Raw genomic sequence first — 17,513 nt, 5'->3', positions numbered from 1 at the left:
ATGACCGAGCAAGTCATCAAGACCCTGACGGATCCGAGCTTCCTGATCGCGATGCTGGTCGCGATAGCGGTGTTTGCGACCGTCTTCACCTTGCTTCCGGCGTTTGGCGGAAACCAGCTCAAATCACGCATGAAATCCGTTGCGCTGGAACGCGACGAACTGCGTGCGCAACAGCGCGCCCGGCTTGCGGTCGAGGCCGACCGCCGTCGCAAGGGCTTGCGCGAGGAACAGTCGGTCGGCATGCGCAACATTGTCGACCGGCTGGATCTGAGACGCGCGCTCGCCGATGAAGGCACCTTGCAGAAACTCAAGGTGGCCGGCTTTCGTGGACAGAATCCGCTGACGCGGTTTCTTTTCTTCCGTCTCGTACTTCCTTTCGTCGGTTTCGCGCTGGCCGCAATCTACATCTTCGCGCTCGGAGGACTGCCCGACAAGCCATTGGTCATCAGGCTGTTCGTCTGCGTCCTCGTTGCTTACGGCGGCTTCTACGCGCCAGTCATCTACGTCAACAACCGCGCCACCAAGCGCAAGCAGTCGATCCAGATGGCATGGCCGGATGGGCTCGATCTGATGCTGATCTGCGTCGAATCGGGCATGTCGGTGGAAGCGGCACTGCGCAAGGTCGCCGACGAGATCGGCGCGCAATCGGTGGCGCTGGCGGAAGAGTTCATCCTCACCAACGCCGAGCTTTCCTATCTGCCGGAGCGCAAGCAGGCCTACGAGAACCTGGCAAGCCGCACCGGGCTGGATTCGGTCAAGTCGGTGTCGCAGGCGCTCGTCCAGGCCGAGCGTTACGGCACGCCGGTGGCGCATGCACTGCGCGTGCTTGCCGCCGAAAGCCGCGACATGCGCATGAATGCGGCCGAGAAGAAGGCGGCCGCCCTGCCGCCAAAGCTCACAGTGCCGATGATCCTGTTTTTCCTGCCGGTGCTCTTCGCCATCATCCTGGGTCCCGCCGGCATTCAGGTCAGCCAGCGCGGTATCTTCGGCGATCATGCGGCGCCGGCAACAAACGCCCAGTAGCGGTAAGGCAAATTCCTGCATTCCCTCAAACGAAGAAGCCGCGCATGCAGCGCGGCTTCTTCGTTTGAGGTTGGTGGGATTGTGGTCTCAGTTGGTCGCGGATTTCGGCTTGTCCTGGTCCTTGAGCTGGCTCCAGGCATTCTGCTGGGCCAGCATCTGCCTGAGATAGGCGACATTTGCCTGCGCCTGTTCGGGCGACAGTTCCTGCGAGGCGATCTTCTCGGCCTCGTCGAAACGGCCTTGCAGGCCGACGACCAGTGCCAGGTTCTGGCGGACGCGGCTGTCCGCATTCGGCTGCTGCGCGGCCGAGCGCATATAGGTTTCGGCGGTGCGCAGGTCACCTTCCAGCACATACGACATGCCAAGATTGGAGAGCACGGAAGGCTCGTTCGGCTTGAGGTCGAGCGCCTTGCGGTAAAGCTGGCGCGCATCGTCCTTCTGGCCGGTCTGGTCGAGGATGGCCGCTTCGGCCGACACCAGCTTCCAGTCGGGATATTCCGGTGTTTGAGCGCGGCGCACGGCGTCGAGTGCCGCCTCGAACTGGCCATTGGCGGCCAGCGCCTTGCCGTAGGAGGCAAGAACGTCACGATCCTTGGGCAAAGCGATGGCGAGCTTGCGCATCACGGCCAGCGACTGATCGGCGTCGCCATCCATCTGCAATGCCGCCGCATAATTCGTCGCGATCCGCTTGTCGTTGGGGTTCTTCGCGTAGGATTGGCCGAGTGCGCCGGTGGCATTGTGCAGTTCCCCGGCCGACATGCTTTCCAGCGGTTTGCCGCTGGTGCGTGCGATAGAGCCGGTGGAGATCTTGTCGGTTCCGCAGCCGGCGACGCCCGCCGCCAGCGCCAGCACAAGGGCCGTGGTGATGAGCCGTTTTCCCCTGGCGTTGATCCTGCGGTTGGTCGGCATGGCCACCTAAGCCTCCATTCATGCGCGGCCATTGCGTGGCCGTCTTCCCTCCCGCAGAAATATTCTGTTAACCCTAACGGACGGTTAAGAACGGCGACTCACACGGAGAACATCGCATGCCTGTCGAACTCGTCGGGAAGACATTGCCGGGCGCGCTGCCGGTCCATCTGGTCGCCAGGGACGGTCTGGACGCGGCCGGCCTTGCGCCGGCCGCTGTCGTCTGGGCCAGGGCCAACGGCTTTTCCGGCGAGGCAGGCAGGACGCTGGTCGTGCCCGGCGAAAACGGGGCGCTCGGCGGCGCCTTGTTTGGTATCGGCGATGGCGAAGGCGCGCTCGCCTTTGGCGCGCTGTCGAAAGCCTTGCCGGAAGGCGACTGGCATTTCGCCTCGGCGCCGGCCGAGCCGGACCTCGCGGCGACCGCGCTGCTGCTCGGCGGCTATGTCTTCACCCGTTACGGCAAGAAGTCAGGCAGGGCGCTGCGCTTCGGCCTGCCGGCAGGCGTCGATGCCGGGCGCGTTCGCCGCATTGCGGATGGCGTCTTCCTGACACGCGATCTGGTCAACACGCCGACCAGCGATATGGGTCCGGAAGATTTGGAGCAGGCGGTGCGGGCCCTGGCCGCCAGGCACAAGGCCGAAGTCTCGGTGGTCAAGGGTGACGATCTCCTCGAACGGAATTTCCCGATGATCCATGCTGTCGGCCGTGCGTCGGCCGGCGCGCCGCGCCTGATCGATATGCGATGGGGGCAGCAAGGGGCGCCGAAGGTGACCCTGGTCGGCAAGGGCGTCTGCTTCGACACGGGCGGTCTCGACATCAAGCCATCGTCCGGCATGCTGTTGATGAAAAAGGACATGGGCGGTGCTGCCAATGTCCTTGGCCTTGCCTCGATGATCATGGATGCCGGGCTGAATGTGCGGCTGCGCGTGCTCATTCCCGCGGTTGAGAATTCGATTGCCGGCAACGCCTTCCGGCCCGGAGATGTGCTTGCGAGCCGCAAGGGCATCACTGTCGAGATCGGCAATACGGATGCCGAGGGGCGGCTGGTGCTGGCCGATGCGCTGGCGCTGGCCGACGAGGAGGAGCCGCAGCTTCTGGTCGACATGGCGACGCTGACCGGGGCTGCCCGCGTCGCGCTCGGCCCCGATCTGCCGCCGTTCTACACAAGTGACGAAGCGCTGGCATCCGATCTTGCGGCGGCTTCCGTCGCGGCCGAGGACCCTCTGTGGCGCATGCCGCTGTGGCGGCCCTATGATGCAAAACTGTCGTCGAAAATTGCCGACATCAACAATGTCACATCAGACGGTTTCGCCGGCTCGATCACGGCGGCGCTGTTCCTGAAACGCTTCGTCGAAAAGACCGAGGGCTGGGCGCATTTCGACATCTTCGCCTGGAACCCGGCCGATCGTCCGCATGGCCCCGCCGGCGGCGAGGCACAAGGCATCCGCGCCCTAGAGCGGATCATCGCGAAACGCTACGGCTGACGGTTGCAGGCGGAGCCGGCAAAATTGCCTCGACTGAAACGGAACCGAAACAATTTGCCGTCATGCTGGCGCGATGTCGATTGCTATGCGCCCGAGCCAGGCCTTGCGACTGTGGCAGCAAGTGATGCTGTCACAGGTGCGCGACGACGCGCCCGATCTGACCATGCGCCAGACGGCAATCCTGTTCACCATCTATCTCGATCCGCCGCCACACACCGTGCGCGGGCTCGCCGCGCGCCTCAATGTCACCAAGCCGGTGATCACCCGCGCCCTCGACACGATGGGCGCTTTGAAACTTGTGTCGCGCCATCGCGACGAACTCGACAAGCGCAATGTTCTGATCAGGCGCACGGTCGAGGGCGCGCTCTTTGTCGAGCGCTTCGGCGATGGTATCATCGCCAAGGCGCTCGAACTGCCGATGTGAGCGCATTACCTTTTCAACAGAGTGTTCGATTTGACTGCCAGGGATGCCCGCCTTCACGCTTTTCGCTCCGACCTCGCCGATGCAAGGCTGAAGGGCGAGGTCACCGCCGAGCGCTTCGTCGCCGGCCGGCCGGCGCGGGTCACCGCGTCAGTGGCCGATATGCGCAAGGCGCCGCGGCCGGACGCCGGCGTCAACACGCAAGCGCTGTTCGGCGACGATGTCCTGGTCTTCGATGTCGCTGAGGGCTGGGCGTGGGTCCAGGCCGAACGCGACGGCTATGTCGGCTACGTCGCCGACACGATGCTGGGCAAACGGGACCATGCGCCGACGCACATCGTCTGCGTGCCGCGCACCTTCCTCTACCCCGGGCCGGATCTGCGCTTTCCAATCGCCGGACAATTGTCGATGGGATCGACGGTGACGGTGACGGAGGCCGCCGAGACACGCGGTACGCACTATGCGGTCCTGCCTTCCGGGGAGACACTGATTGCAGGTCATCTGCGGCCGCTCAGTGAAGCTGCCTCCAACTATGTCGCAGTTGCCGAAGCGTTTCTCGGCACGCCCTATCTCTGGGGTGGCACTTCCGGTTTCGGCATCGACTGTTCGGGTCTGGTGCAATTGGCGATGCGCATGGCCGGCAGAGACGTGCTGCGCGATTCCGACATGCAGGCGGCGACACTTGGCGAGCCGCTCGAACCGGGACCTGATTTCTCCGGGTTGCGACGCGGCGATCTGGTGTTCTGGAAGGGCCATGTCGCCGTCATGACCGACGCCGACACGATGATCCACGCCAACGGCCACACCATGCTGGTGTCGCGCGAAGGACTGAAGGACGCCGTCGCCCGCATCGGATATCTTTACGGCGGTCCGACCGGGTTCAGGAGGCCGTAGCCTTTCTTCCTTCGCCCCGTTCACGGGGAGAAGGTGCCCGAAGGGCGGATGAGGGGCAGTGCCAGCATTTGAAGGTTCGCGCTGCCCCTCACCTGCCTGCCGGCATCCTCTCCCCGTAAACGGGGCGAGGAAAGCTCACCTCGATCACCTTTTGTTCCGATTTTCCTTGGCGTTCGCGTGCCGTCGCGCTACCTCTGGCGGGTGACAGAGCAGCCGCGCCTTGCCGAACAGAATGCCGCCGTGGCCCTGCCCGAACCATTCCTCAGATGGTTTGGCGAGAAAGGCTGGTCGCCGCGCGCCCATCAGATCGAACTTCTGGCGAAAGCCCAGGCCGGGCAATCAGTCCTGCTGATTGCGCCGACCGGTGCCGGCAAGACGCTGGCCGGGTTCCTGCCTTCGCTCACTGAACTGGCCAACCGGCCCAAGAGAAAGCCGGGCCAGGCGCGTCGCGGTATCCACACGCTCTACATCTCGCCGCTGAAGGCGCTTGCCGTCGATATTGAGCGCAATCTCGGCAAGCCGGTGGAGGAAATCGGCCTTCCCGTCACCATCGAGACGCGCACCGGCGACACTCCCGCCCACAAGCGCCAGCGCCAGAAGCTGGTGCCGCCCGACATCCTGCTGACCACGCCCGAGCAACTGGCGCTGCTGATTGCGGCAGGCGATGCAAGACGCTTCTTCGAGGATCTGCGCTACGTCGTGCTCGACGAGTTGCACTCGCTGGTGACGTCGAAACGCGGGCATCTGCTGGCGCTCGGCCTGGCGCGGCTGCGCAGCTTTGTCCCCGGCCTGCAGACGATCGGCCTGTCAGCGACGGTGGCCGAACCGGACGAGTTGCGGCGCTGGCTGGTCAGCCAGAATCCGCCCAAGGGTCCGACCGGCCATAGCATGGCCGAACTGATCGTCGTCACCGGGGGAGCTAAACCGGAGATTTCCATCCTCGATTCCGAAGAGCGCGTGCCTTGGGCGGGACATTCCGCGCGCTACGCCACGCCGGAAATCTATCGCGAGATCAAGCGCCACAAGACGACCCTGCTGTTCGTGAACACGCGCAGCCAGGCGGAGTTGCTGTTCCAGGAATTGTGGCGGGTCAACGAGGACACTTTGCCGATCGCGCTGCACCACGGTTCGCTCGACGTCGCCCAGCGCCGGCGCGTCGAAAAGGCGATGGGGGAAAACGCACTGCGCGCCATCGTCGCCACCTCGACGCTCGACCTCGGCATCGACTGGGGCGATGTCGATCTGGTTGTGCATGTCGGTGCGCCGAAGGGGGCGAGCCGGCTGGCGCAGCGCATCGGCCGCGCCAACCACCGCATGGACGAGCCGTCCAAGGCGATCCTCATTCCCGCCAATCGCTTCGAGGTGCTGGAATGCCGGGCCGCCCTCGACGCCAACTATCTCGGCGCGCAGGACACGCCTCCCTTGATCGATGGCGGGCTCGATGTGCTGGCCCAGCATGTGCTCGGCTGCGCCTGCGGCGCGCCATTCCGTGCCGATGACCTGTTCGAGGAAGTGCGTACGGCTGCGCCCTATGTCAGCCTCGACCGGACGACATTCGACCGCGTCATCGATTTCGTCGCCACCGGCGGCTATGCGCTCAAGAATTACGAGCGCTACGCCCGCATACGCCTGAACAAGGATGGGTTCTGGCGGGTGTCCAATCCTCGTATCGCCCAGCAATACCGGCTGAATGTCGGCACCATCATCGAGGTGCCGGCGCTTAACGTGCGCTATGTGCAAGCGGGCAGCAAGGGCGCGGCGTCGCGCGGCGGCAGGGTTCTCGGCAAGATCGAGGAGGCCTTCCTCGAAACGCTAACGCATGGCGACACCTTCATGTTCGCCGGCAAGGTTCTCCGCTTCGAAGGCATCCGCGAGAATGAATGCTTCGTCTCGAACGCGCCCGGCAGCGATGCCAAGGTGCCTTACTATGGTGGCGGCAAGTTCCCGCTTTCGACCTATCTCGCCGAACAGGTCCGCATCATGCTGGACGACCCGCAGCGATGGAAGAAGCTGCCCGAGCAGGTCGCCGACTGGCTGCGATTCCAGGCCGACAAATCGGTGCTGCCCAAACGCGATGACCTGCTGATCGAGACCTTTCCACGAGGCAACCGCCATTATCTGGTGGCTTATCCGTTCGAGGGCAGGCTGGCGCACCAGACGCTCGGCATGCTGCTCACCCGCCGTCTCGACAGGGCAGGAGCCAGGCCGCTCGGCTTTGTCGCCACCGACTATGCGCTGGCGATATGGTCATTGGGCGACATGGGCGCGATGTTCAAAGCAAGGAAGCCCTCGCTTGGCGCCCTTTTCGACCAGGATATGCTGGGCGATGACCTCGAAGCCTGGCTGGCCGACAGCTGGCTTCTCAAACGCACCTTCCGCAATTGCGCGCTGATTTCGGGGTTGATCGAGAAACGCCATCCGGGCCAGGAAAAGAGTGGTCGCCAGGTCACGGTCTCGACCGACCTGATCTACGACGTGCTGCGCAGCCATGAACCGGACCACATCCTGCTTCAGGCGACACGTGCCGATGCGGCCACCGGCCTGCTCGATGTCAGCAGACTTGCCGACATGCTCTCGCGCATCCAGGGTCGAATCGTGCATAAGGCACTCGAACAGATATCGCCGCTCGCCGTGCCGATCATGCTCGAGATCGGCAAGATGCCGGTCCATGGCGAAGCCGATGAAACGCTTTTGATGGATGCGGCGACTTTGGTCGAGGAGGCCATGGGGCCGGAAATGGCTGAGGAATGAATTTTTCGCTGGCGCGCACATCGCTGATTGCCGAGGCCGACCTTGTCGGCATATCAGGCGAGCGCGCCGTCTGCGACCCGCGCGGCGTGCTTTATTTTCCGGATCTGCGGCTTCTGGCCGTGTCCGACCTGCATCTGGAAAAGGGTTCGTCGCTGGCACGCCGCGGCACGCTGATCCCGCCCTACGACACCGGCGCGACCTTGTTGCGGCTTCAGGCCGTGATATCAGACTACCAGCCGTCGATCGTCATCAGCCTGGGCGACAGCTTTCACGATGGCGGCGGCGCCCAGCGTATGCATGCAAGCTTCCGCGAGCGGCTGGAAGCGCTGATATCAGGCCGAGACTGGTTCTGGGTCGCCGGCAACCATGACCCGGAAGCGCCAGCCGATCTCCCCGGCGAAACGGTGCGTGAACTTGCTATAGGCTCGCTGCTGTTCCGGCATGAGCCGTCGAAGCAGCGTGTCGAAGGCGAAATAGCGGGCCATCTGCATCCCTGCGCCCGCATAGTCCAGCAGGGACGCTCGGTGAGGCGGCGCTGCTTTGCCGGCGATGGCGGCCGCATGATCATGCCGGCCTTCGGCGCCTATACCGGTTCGCTCAACGTGCTCGACCGCGCCTATGCCGGGCTGTTCCGGCTGGACACGCTGATGGCTTATATGCTGGGCGCCCAACGCATCTTTGCCATTTCCGGCTCGATGCTGCGGCCGGGCTAAACAGCCTTACCTGCCATAGTAGAGCGTAACCGTGTGCTTCGCCTCGGCGAAGAACAGCCAACGTTCGACCAGCATGCCGGCGAACTGGATTGCAGCAGCAAGTACCGACAGCAACGCTGCCAGCGGCCATGGCAGGGCGAACGCAATGGCGAGCACCCCCAAGGGCAACGCGAAGGCCAGAAGCTGCGTGATCTGGCGCAGCCGCGCGCCGTGCTTGCGCGCGATGCGAAAGCCCATTTCCTTGAGCAGATAATTCTCCTCGGTATGCGGCCATTCCAGCGACCGCACCGTGCCGCCGACCAGCCCCGTCGCGGTGTTGGCGGTGGTCGGGATTTCCAGTTGGTCGTTGTGGCGCCAGGTCGCCAGCTTCCAGCCCCAGCCGAACAAGGTCAGCAGCAGGCAAGCCGCCAGCTGCACCTTCGAACCAAGCGCAAAGCCCTGCAGCAGCGCGTTCAGCAGCACGCTGCCGGTCATCGCCGAAAAGATGAGGTAGCCGGGCAGGGTGAAGTGGCTGTGCCATTGGGCGATCGGCTTCAGCGACGCATAGATCATGCCGGTGGTGCAGACGGTGATGATTGCGCCGATGGCGGCCAGAGATCCGGCGATGCCGGCCCAGCCATCGGTCTTGCCGAAGAATATCCAACCGATGCCGAACAGTCCCGCCGGAATGAAAGTGATGACCGAGGCGACGCCTTCGCGCGACAGCCATGAGCTGCGCCACTGCGAGAACGCCCGCCAGGCGCGTTCGGGGCGGCCGAGATGACCCGTTGAGGACAACAGGCCGGCCACGATCAGGCCGAGTGCCAGCCCCATGCCGATGAAGCCCAGCCAGAAATCGGGGGGGATGAACTGGAAGCCTCCGAGCACGCCCAGCAGCGCGAGCAGGCCGTAGCCCGCACCGGTGGCGGTGGTGAAGAACACGACGGAGAAGGCCGGATGCATGGGCTAGTTCGAAAGCATGCGGTCGACCCAGCCGAGGAAACCGCCTTCGGCCCGCACCGGTTCCAATGCCGGCGCGGCCACCGATGCGGCGCGCTTGCTGTGGGCGCGCGGCGGCAGATATTTGTTGGTTGGGCGATAGCCGAGCTCAGGCATCAGGTCGACGCCGCCACGCTCCGCCACCAGTTGCGAGACAGCCGACAGGGGATCGCCTAGGTCGCCGAAATGCCGGGCGCTGGTCGGGCAAGCGGCGACGCAGGCCGGCACGCGGTCTTCCTCGGCCAGATTGTCATTGTAGATGCGGTCGACGCACAGCGTGCACTTCTTCATCACCCTGACATCGGTGTCGAATTCGCGTGCACCGTAAGGACAGGCCCAGCTGCACAATTTGCAGCCGATGCACTTGTCCTCGTCGATCAGCACGATGCCGTCCGAGGCCCGCTTGTAGGAGGCGCCGGTCGGGCAGACGGTGACGCAGGCCGGCGTCTCGCAATGCAGGCAGGAGCGCGGGAAGTTCACCGTCCGTCCGCCCATCTCGGTGGTGTGCTCGTAAGCGTGCACGCGGTTGAACCAGACGCCGTCGACATGGCCGCCATAGGGGTCGATGTCGGTCAGCGGCGCCATGTGGCCGCCGGTGTTCCATTCCTTGCAGGCGGTGACACAGGCCTGGCAGCCGACGCAGGTATCGAGATCGATGACGAGGCCGAGCTTCTTGCCGCTTTGACTTGGCAGACATGTCATTTTGCCGCCTCTCTTGCCCGGCGGAATTCAGCGCCGAAAGTCAGTCTGTCGGGCGAGGGTTCGAAATGCGGCGGCTGCTGGAAACGTTCGAACTGCGGCTCGGTGAAGCCGGCTTCTTCCGCTGCGCATTTGACGATGCGCACGCGTAAATCGAACCACGCCGCCTGGCCGGTGACCGGATCGGAATTCGAATAGCGTTTGCCCTGAGCGTCGGCCGAGGTCTGGTCGCCGATGATGTGGTTGAGCAGGAAGCCGCGGTTGGATTCCGCCGCATCGTCCTTCAGCCCCCAGCTGCCGCGCCTTTTGCCGATGGCGTTCCAGGTCCAGACCGTGCTTTCGTTCACCCCGTCGATCAGCTTGATCTGCCCCTTCACTTTGCCGTTGATGCTCTCGATCCACACCCAGTCGTCATCGACCAGGCCGAGGCCAGCTGCCGTCCGGTGATGCACGAACAGCCGATTCTGGCTGGTGATTTGCCGCAGCCACGCATTCTGCGATCCCCAGGAATGGTACATATGCATCGGCCGCTGCGTCAGCGCATGCAGCGGATATTTTCCAAGGTCGACGACCGCTTCCTCGAAGGGCATGTACCAGAACGGCAGCGGGTCCATAAAGGTCTCGATGCGCTGGCGATCAGCCGCCGGCGGCAAGACGCGACCGTGCCCACGCGCGGCCAGACGGAAACGCTGCAGCGGCTCGGAATAGAGCTGGAAGACGATCGGCTCGGCCTTGGGGATAAAGCCCATCTGCACCGCAAAATCGAGATAAGAGCGGTTGGCCATCTTGTAGTAGCGCTGGTCGTCGGCGAAATCGTGGTGCCAGAAGCCGCCATTGTCGATGTAGCGCTGCAGCTGGTCCGGGTTGGCCTCGCCCCTGCCGGTCGAGGTCCCATCCTTGCCGCGCCAGCCGGCGAGCGGGCCGATGCCGGGCGTGCGCTCATGGTTGACGATGTAGTCGGCATAATCGCGGTACTGGGCCGCGCCGTCCTCATTGATGAAACCGGGCAGGCCGAGCCGCGCGCCGAGTTCGATCAGCACCGACTGGAACGGCCGGACGTCGCGATCAGGTTCGACGACGGGATGGCGGATGGCGTCGCCGGGTCCGTCGGCATGGCTGATCGGCCGGTCGAGCAGGCTGATGCAGTCATGCCGCTCAAGATAGGTGGTGTCGGGCAGCACGAGGTCGGCGAACGGCACGGTCTCGGAATAATAGGCATCGGAATAGATGATGAAGGGGATCTTGTAGTTGCCCGCATCGTCATGGTCGGTCAGCATGGCGATTGTCTCGACGGTGTTCATCGAGGAATTCCACGCCATGTTCGACATATACATCATCAGTGTATCGATCGGGTACGGGTCGCCGTCCCAGGCATTGCGGATGACGGTGTGCATCAGGCCGTGTGCCGCCAGCGGTGCGTCCCAGGAATAGGCCTTGTCGATGCGAAGCGGCGTGCCGGCCTCATCGACCAAAAGATCGTCCGGCCCACAGACGAAACCGAGCGGCATGCCGTCAAGCGGCGTCATCGGCTTGACGGTCTTGCCGGCTGGCTTGGGACCGGGCGGAGCGGAGCGGGGGTAGGGCGGCTTGAAACGGAAGCCGCCAGGGACATCCACCGTGCCCAGCAACACCTGGAGGAGATGGATGGCGCGGCAGGTGTGAAAGCCGTTCGAATGGGCCGAGATGCCGCGCATGGCGTGCATCGAGACAGGCCGCCCCTTGATCGTCTCGTGCCGGCGCCCGGCCCAATCGGTCCACGCGATCGGCAACTCGATCGTCTGTTCGAAGGCGACATGCGCAAGTTCGGCGGCGATCCTGCGGATCGTATCGGCGGCAATGCCGCAGCGCTCGGCGACCGCGTCCGGCGCATAGCTCTCATCGAGGTAGCGGTCGGCGATGAGCTGGAACACCGGGACGCTGTGGCGCCCGCCGATCGTGAAGCTGCCCGTCAGTGCCGGCTTCGCACCGGCATCGGTGGCGCCGACAGGCGTCTTCGCAACCCTGTCCCACGCCAGCGGATTTCCGTTGGCGTCGCGCACGAACAGCCCGTCATCGGCGGCACCCGGCTCCTGCACGACGAGAACATGGGCATTGGTGTAGCGCAGCAGATAATCGAGATCGACGCGGCCCGCCTTGAGCAATTCGTGGATGAGCGCGAACACGAACAGCCCATCGGTGCCGGGCCGAATGCTGATCCAGTCGTCTGCAATGGCATTGTAGCCGGTGCGGCACGGGTTGATCGAGACGACCTTGGCGCCGCGCGCCTTGAGTTTGCCGAGGCCGATCTTGATCGGGTTGGAATCGTGATCCTCGGCGACGCCGAACAGCATGAAATACCGGGTGTTGTCCCAGTCGGGCTCACCGAACTCCCAGAACGAACCGCCGATCGTATAGAGACCACCGGCCGCCATGTTGACCGAACAGAAGCCGCCATGGGCGGCAAAGTTCGGCGTGCCGAACTGGCTCGCCCACCAGCCGGTCAAGGATTGGGATTGATCGCGGCCGGTGAAGAAGGCCAGCTTCCTGGGGTCGGTCCGGCGGATGGCCGAGAGCCGTTCGGTGGCGATCGAAAACGCCTCTTCCCACTCGATCTCGCGGAATTCGCCGGAGCCGCGAGGGCCGGTGCGCAGCAATGGCTTCTTCAGCCTTGCCGGACTGTAGTGCTGCATGATGCCGGAGCTGCCTTTGCCGCAGATCACGCCGCGATTGACCGGATGGTCCTTGTTGCCGTTGATGTAGCGGACCTTGCCATCCTTGATGTGCACGTCGATGCCGCAGCGGCAGGCGCACATGTAGCAGGTCGTCTTGGCGATGCTGTCGGAAACATCAGGCGAGGTGTCGACGCCGTCGCCTTCGTCAGGCGCCCGCGTGTCGGCAAGCGGGCGTTGCGATGGTGCCGAATTCGCGCCGCGCGGCGGTCCCTGCATCATGATCCGGTGGCGCCTGTACGGCCCATGGATTTGGCCCGCGTCTTCGGTCCGGGGCCGCGCATGTAATGCTCTTCCGGGTGGTAGCGATCACCGGCCAGCCGCCGTCTTATGCCGCGGGTCCAATGCGCAAGCAGGGATCTGAACCGCCCGATCATTCTGCTCTCTGCGATCTCTCGGCGAATTTTTTCTAACTTCACGAGGAAACTTAGAATAAAGCTATCGATCCGTCTAATCAGTTGTTCTTGTAAATTCGATCGATATTGATTCTTAATACAGACATGACCCTGGACCAGTTGCGCATTTTCGTCGCCGTCGCCGAGCGCGGCCATATGACCAAGGCGGCTGAATTGCTGGGCATTTCGCAGTCGGCCGCATCGGCCGCCATCCGGGCGCTTGAAGAACAGCACGGCGTCCACCTGTTCAACCGCGTCGGCCGCAACATCGAGCTTGCCCAGACCGGCCACCGGTTCCTGCCCGAGGCCAAGGCCGTGCTCGAGCGGGCCGCCGCCGCGCGCAATGTGCTGGAGCATGTCTCGCAGACCGTCACCGGCAGCCTCTCGATCGCCGCCAGCCAGACCATCGCCAGCTACTGGCTGCCGCGCCGGCTGGCTTCCTTCCACGAAGCCTATCCGGCCGTCAGGCTGAGCGTCTCCATCGGCAACACCAGGCAGGTCGAGGCCAATGTCCTCGATGGCGCGGCGGATCTCGGCCTGGTGGAGGGGCGCACCGAGTCCGACATATTGCGCCGCACCAAGGTCGACGTCGACAGGCTGATCCTGGTGGTTGCCAGCGCGCATCCGGAGATCCCCGAAATCGCGCCCGGCCGCCCTGACATCACGGGCCTGCGCTGGATCATCCGCGAGGGTGGTTCGGGTACGCGCGAGGTGCTGGAGGATCTGGCGCGCCACGAAGGGATTTCGCTCGCCGACCTCCAGATATTCCTGGTGCTGCCGAGCAATGAAGCTATTCGCCAGGCCGTCGAGGCGGGGGCCGGCGCCACCATCATTTCCGAACTTGTCGTGGCGCGCGCCGTCGCCGAAGGCAGTCTCAAATCGGTGCCGCTCGACTTGCCGAAACGCGACTTCGCCATGATCACCCATCGCGATCGCCAGGCAAGCCTGGCCCAGATGGCGCTCAAGGCGCATCTGGGTACGTCGGATCAACGGTGAGGGTTCGCTGAGATTCAGGTCAGGCCGAGTCGAAAATGGCTGATGCCGAGAACCGGAGCGGAGCGTACTTAAAGTACGTGAGCACCGGAAGCGCAGGTATCAGCCACTTGCAGGCCGGCATCCTGAATATCAATGGACCCGGTCAACCGAACTTTCGCTGCGCATCCAGCGCCAGGCCAAGTCCGACCGAGCCGAACATGTCGCCTTCGATGACGGATGCCTGCGGCACCAGCGACAGGATTTCTCGCCTTGCCAGCGGGATCGCGGTCGATCCGCCGGTCAGGAACACCGCGGTGATATCGGATGGCTTCACCTCAGCGTCCCGGATGGTCTGCGCTACCGTCGCCGTGACCCGCTCGATGTCCCTGGCGATCGTGGCATCCAGCCCGTTGCGCGTGATTTCGGCGGCGAACTCCGCACCCGGCAGCTTCACCACGACCTCTGCGGATGACCTGTCGGTCAGCTCTATCTTGGCTTTTTCGACAAGTGCGGCCAGCGCGTGTCCATAGCGGTGTTCGACGATGTGGATGAAACGGTCGACCAGGTCGGCGCGCTCGGCCTCGTAGCGGATCTGGCGCAGATGCGTCATCGCCTTGGCGGTGTAGACCAGGTTGATGCGCTGCCATGTCGCGAGGTCGATGAAGTAGCTTGCCGGCAGATTGCGCTTGCCGTCCTTGGTCGGCGTCAAATAGCCGAGTTGCGGCATCACATGGGCGATGCTCAGCAGCCGGTCGAAATCCGTACCGCCGATATGGACGCCTCGGCTGGCCAGGATGTCGTCCTTGCGGTCGAGCGAGCGGGAGCGCTGCGGCGAGACGCGCACGATCGAGAAGTCCGACGTGCCGCCGCCCATATCGATGATCAGCGCCAGTTCCTCGCATGTCACCTTTTGTTCGTAGTCGAGCGCCGCCGCGATCGGCTCGAACTGGAAAGCGATGTGCTTGAAGCCCTGGCCACGGGCGGCGTTCTCGAGTTCGCTTTGCGCCTTCGCGTCGGCCTCGGCATCGTCGTCGACGAATTGCACCGGCCGGCCAAGAACGACGGTCTCGACCGTATCGCCGGCATCTGCTTCCAGCCTCATCTTGAGATGTCCGAGGAACATGCCGACGATGTCCATGAAGCCGATCGACCGCGATTTGATGCGGGTCTTTTCATGGGCCAGCGAACTGCCGAGCACGCTCTTCAGCGAACGCATCAGCCGGCCTTCGATGCTGTCGGTGTAGTTGGCGATGGCGTGACGGCCAAAGCAGGTGCGGTTGTCCTCGAAGTTGAAGAACACGGCACTGGGCAGTGTCACCTGGCCGTCCTCCAAGGCGACGAGGCGCGGCTGCCCGTTGCGGACCACGCCAACGGTGGAGTTCGAAGTGCCGAAGTCGATGCCGCCGAAGGCTGGTCGCATGACAAGTTCCTGTATTTGTCGTCGGCGAGCCGACAGGCGCCGAGAAATCGCGCGCTGCCCGGGGACGGGCTGCGCTGCCGAACCGAATTGTTTGTGTCTGCCATTTGGCTGGGGAGCGCGGTCTACCGCATGCCCCGGTAAAGGGAAACCACTTTTCGGGAAAAATTCTGAAGTGCGTCGCGTTTGAGTGGATTCACGCGACGCACTTCAGGTCTTGATTCGATGCATGTCGCTCGCCCAAAACCGGGCCACTTTTGGGCGACATGCATTAATCCCGCCGGAAGATCAGCCTTCCGAGCCAGCCGGTCAGCATGGCCAGCGATATCGCGAAGACGCCGTAGAGAAAGGAATAATTGTGGGCGACACGGAAGATCGACTGTTCGAAACCGGATTTGCGGATTTCGAGCTGGGCCGAGCTTTCCTTGATGAACAAGCCGCTCTTGAACAGGAACGCGCGGGCTTTATGGGTTCCAACTGGCACATTTGGCGCCAGCCTCACTGTGGCGCGGAAAAGGTTCTGCGACAGGAATTGCACGCCGCCGACATTCTCGCTGTAGAGGCCGGTCGCCGACTTGCGCTCCCGCAGTGCCGCCGTGAACTCCTCGATCGTCGCCGGGCTGTCGCCGGCATCGGCGGGCTGCATGTAGAGGTTGGAGGCGCCGAGCGACAGCTGCTTGTAGCTGTTGGGTTCGGTGATGTCCTGTAGCGGCCGCGTCGTCGCCACCGAATAGGAGACCGGCACGTTCTCGAAGGTCTCGGAATCCAGATTGACCCAGACGCCTAGCACCCTGTCCTTGCGGCGCACCACCACCGGTTTGGGCGGACCTTCGAGCACGACGATGACGTCGTAACGGCCTTGGCGCGCGACAAGTGGATCCGGGTTTTCCAGCGAACCGAAAATGGTCAGGTCGGCCCCGGAAAAGCCGGCGGTGATCGAGACATTATCGGTGGAGAGACCGATCTGGATGCCTTCGGTCAGCGGGACCTGTGCCTTCGCCGGCACGGCGGCCGCAAGCAGCGTCAGGACAATGGCGGTTGCGAATGTGTTGCGAGCCATCATCAGTTGAGGCCCGCGGCAGACAGCGAATAGAGGTTGGGCGGGGTGACGAAAAGATCGATCGCCAATCGTATCGCCACCGCCAGCACCAGCAGCGCCAGCAAGGCCCTGAGTTGCTCGCCGCGCAGCCGCTGGCCTGCCTTGGCGCCGTACTGCGCACCGGCGACGCCGCCCGCCATCAGCAGGAAGGCCAGCACGACGTCGACCGTCTGGTTGGTGGTGGCGTGGACCAGCGTCGTATAGGCGGAGGTGAAGATGATCTGGAACAGCGAGGTGCCGATGACGACGTTGGTCGGCACTTTCAGCAGATAGATCAGTGCCGGCACCATGATGAAGCCGCCGCCGACGCCCATGATCGACGACAGGAAGCCGATGCCGGCGCCAAGGCCAAGGACGGGGATGACGCTGACGAACAGTTTTGACGCCCTGAACCGCATCTTCAGCGGCAAGCGGTGGATCCAGTTGTGCTGGCCGGATTTCTTCAGCACCGGCGCCGCACCGCTGCGCGTGGCGCGCAGCGCATTGACGCTTTCGACCAGCATCAGCCCGCCGACGGTGCCGAGCAGCACGACGTAGAGCAACGAGATGAACAGGTCGAGCTGGCCGAGCCTGCGCAGGAAGGCGAAGACGTAGATGCCGCCGGTGGAACCGACAATGCCGCCGGCCAGCAATACCCCGCCGAGCTTGAAGTCGAGCGTCCCTCGCTTCATGTGCGAAAGGACGCCGGAGACGGAGGAGGCGATGACCTGGTTGGCGCCCGTGGCGACCGCGATCGCCGGGGGTATGTTGTAGAAGATCAGCAGCGGCGTGATGAGGAAGCCACCGCCGACGCCGAACATGCCCGACAGGAAACCCACCGCCGCGCCCATGGCCAGCAGGACGAAGATATTGACGGAAATTTCCGCGATCGGGAGATAGATGCCCACCCGTCAGTCTCGATCAGTTCTGCCTGTCGGCGAATGCAACCGTTGCGGGCATCTTGGCCCGACAAGCCAATTCGTTCTTGCGCCGGAGGTGCTGCGAAGTCAAACCGCGCTACGCCACCGAAACAAAAAACATCTCAATCAGTTAACAGGCGAATGTGTGGCA

At 63.8% G+C, this 17,513-nt stretch carries 14 protein-coding genes; 7 read left to right on the top strand and 7 right to left on the bottom strand.

Features of this window, described 5'->3' with window-relative positions:
- A complete protein-coding gene (locus tag EJ079_RS02335) occupies positions 1-1,023 on the top strand; it encodes a type II secretion system F family protein (RefSeq protein WP_127807951.1) in 1,023 nt (340 codons plus the stop codon).
- An 87-nt stretch (positions 1,024-1,110) separates the two neighbouring features.
- On the opposite strand, the gene EJ079_RS02330 is transcribed toward EJ079_RS02335, so the two are convergent.
- Positions 1,111-1,932: a tetratricopeptide repeat protein gene (locus EJ079_RS02330; RefSeq protein ID WP_127327785.1), complete on the bottom strand. Its 822-nt coding sequence runs from the start codon at positions 1,930-1,932 to the stop codon at positions 1,111-1,113.
- Between the two features lie 116 nt (positions 1,933-2,048).
- On the opposite strand from EJ079_RS02330, the gene EJ079_RS02325 reads away from it, so the two are divergent.
- The 5 genes from EJ079_RS02325 (at position 2,049) to pdeM (ending at position 8,192) form a co-directional block, all read left to right on the top strand.
- The gene (locus tag EJ079_RS02325; RefSeq protein ID WP_127807950.1) at positions 2,049-3,413 is read left to right on the top strand and encodes a leucyl aminopeptidase family protein; all 1,365 of its coding nucleotides are present in this window, start codon (positions 2,049-2,051) and stop codon (positions 3,411-3,413) included.
- A gap of 73 nt (positions 3,414-3,486) precedes the next feature.
- Positions 3,487-3,837 carry a MarR family winged helix-turn-helix transcriptional regulator gene (locus EJ079_RS02320; protein WP_013533675.1) on the top strand — a complete coding sequence of 117 codons (351 nt, stop codon included), beginning with the start codon at positions 3,487-3,489 and terminating at the stop codon, positions 3,835-3,837.
- A 30-nt stretch (positions 3,838-3,867) separates the two neighbouring features.
- The gene (locus tag EJ079_RS02315; RefSeq protein WP_127807949.1) at positions 3,868-4,728 is read left to right on the top strand and encodes an NlpC/P60 family protein; all 861 of its coding nucleotides are present in this window, start codon (positions 3,868-3,870) and stop codon (positions 4,726-4,728) included.
- A 201-nt stretch (positions 4,729-4,929) separates the two neighbouring features.
- Positions 4,930-7,479, top strand: a complete 2,550-nt coding sequence (locus EJ079_RS02310; protein ID WP_127811262.1) for a ligase-associated DNA damage response DEXH box helicase — start codon at positions 4,930-4,932, stop codon at positions 7,477-7,479.
- Positions 7,476-8,192, top strand: coding sequence for a ligase-associated DNA damage response endonuclease PdeM (pdeM, locus tag EJ079_RS02305; protein ID WP_127399107.1), 717 nt, complete (start codon positions 7,476-7,478; stop codon positions 8,190-8,192). Before EJ079_RS02310 ends, pdeM begins: the two co-directional genes overlap by 4 nt.
- A gap of 6 nt (positions 8,193-8,198) precedes the next feature.
- Here pdeM and EJ079_RS02300 read toward each other — a convergent pair whose 3' ends face one another.
- From EJ079_RS02300 to EJ079_RS02290, 3 genes are read right to left on the bottom strand one after another with little or no spacing between them, the layout of a single operon-like run.
- Positions 8,199-9,134, bottom strand: a complete 936-nt coding sequence (locus EJ079_RS02300) for a DmsC/YnfH family molybdoenzyme membrane anchor subunit (protein ID WP_127807948.1) — start codon at positions 9,132-9,134, stop codon at positions 8,199-8,201.
- A gap of 3 nt (positions 9,135-9,137) precedes the next feature.
- The gene (locus EJ079_RS02295) at positions 9,138-9,872 is read right to left on the bottom strand and encodes a 4Fe-4S dicluster domain-containing protein (RefSeq protein ID WP_127807947.1); all 735 of its coding nucleotides are present in this window, start codon (positions 9,870-9,872) and stop codon (positions 9,138-9,140) included.
- Positions 9,869-12,799 (bottom strand): molybdopterin oxidoreductase family protein, encoded by a 2,931-nt coding sequence (locus EJ079_RS02290; protein ID WP_164873713.1) that lies wholly within the window; start codon positions 12,797-12,799, stop codon positions 9,869-9,871. Before EJ079_RS02290 ends, EJ079_RS02295 begins: the two co-directional genes overlap by 4 nt.
- 278 nt (positions 12,800-13,077) lie before the next feature.
- Between EJ079_RS02290 and EJ079_RS02285 the strand changes: the two genes are divergently transcribed.
- Positions 13,078-13,968 (top strand): LysR family transcriptional regulator, encoded by an 891-nt coding sequence (locus tag EJ079_RS02285; RefSeq protein ID WP_127397067.1) that lies wholly within the window; start codon positions 13,078-13,080, stop codon positions 13,966-13,968.
- A gap of 142 nt (positions 13,969-14,110) precedes the next feature.
- Here the strand turns inward: EJ079_RS02285 and EJ079_RS02280 are convergent, their stop codons facing one another.
- The 3 genes from EJ079_RS02280 to EJ079_RS02270 all read right to left on the bottom strand — a co-directional run bounded on the left by EJ079_RS02280 (position 14,111) and on the right by EJ079_RS02270 (position 17,350).
- On the bottom strand, positions 14,111-15,367 hold the full coding sequence (locus EJ079_RS02280; RefSeq protein ID WP_127267782.1) for an Hsp70 family protein: 1,257 nt from the start codon (positions 15,365-15,367) through the stop codon (positions 14,111-14,113).
- 268 nt (positions 15,368-15,635) lie between these two features.
- Positions 15,636-16,427 (bottom strand): TIGR02186 family protein, encoded by a 792-nt coding sequence (locus EJ079_RS02275; RefSeq protein ID WP_127807946.1) that lies wholly within the window; start codon positions 16,425-16,427, stop codon positions 15,636-15,638.
- Positions 16,427-17,350 (bottom strand): sulfite exporter TauE/SafE family protein, encoded by a 924-nt coding sequence (locus tag EJ079_RS02270; RefSeq protein ID WP_023811359.1) that lies wholly within the window; start codon positions 17,348-17,350, stop codon positions 16,427-16,429. The genes EJ079_RS02275 and EJ079_RS02270 overlap by 1 nt, the downstream gene beginning before the upstream one ends.
- Between the last annotated feature and the right edge of the window lie 163 nt (positions 17,351-17,513).

Origin of the sequence: Mesorhizobium sp. M7A.F.Ce.TU.012.03.2.1 (assembly GCF_004006095.1) — a bacterium.
In the GTDB taxonomy this organism is placed as follows: Bacteria; Pseudomonadota; Alphaproteobacteria; order Rhizobiales; family Rhizobiaceae; genus Mesorhizobium.
Note: the sequence above shows the minus strand (reverse complement) of the source record. Positions and strands in the feature narration are given on the sequence as shown.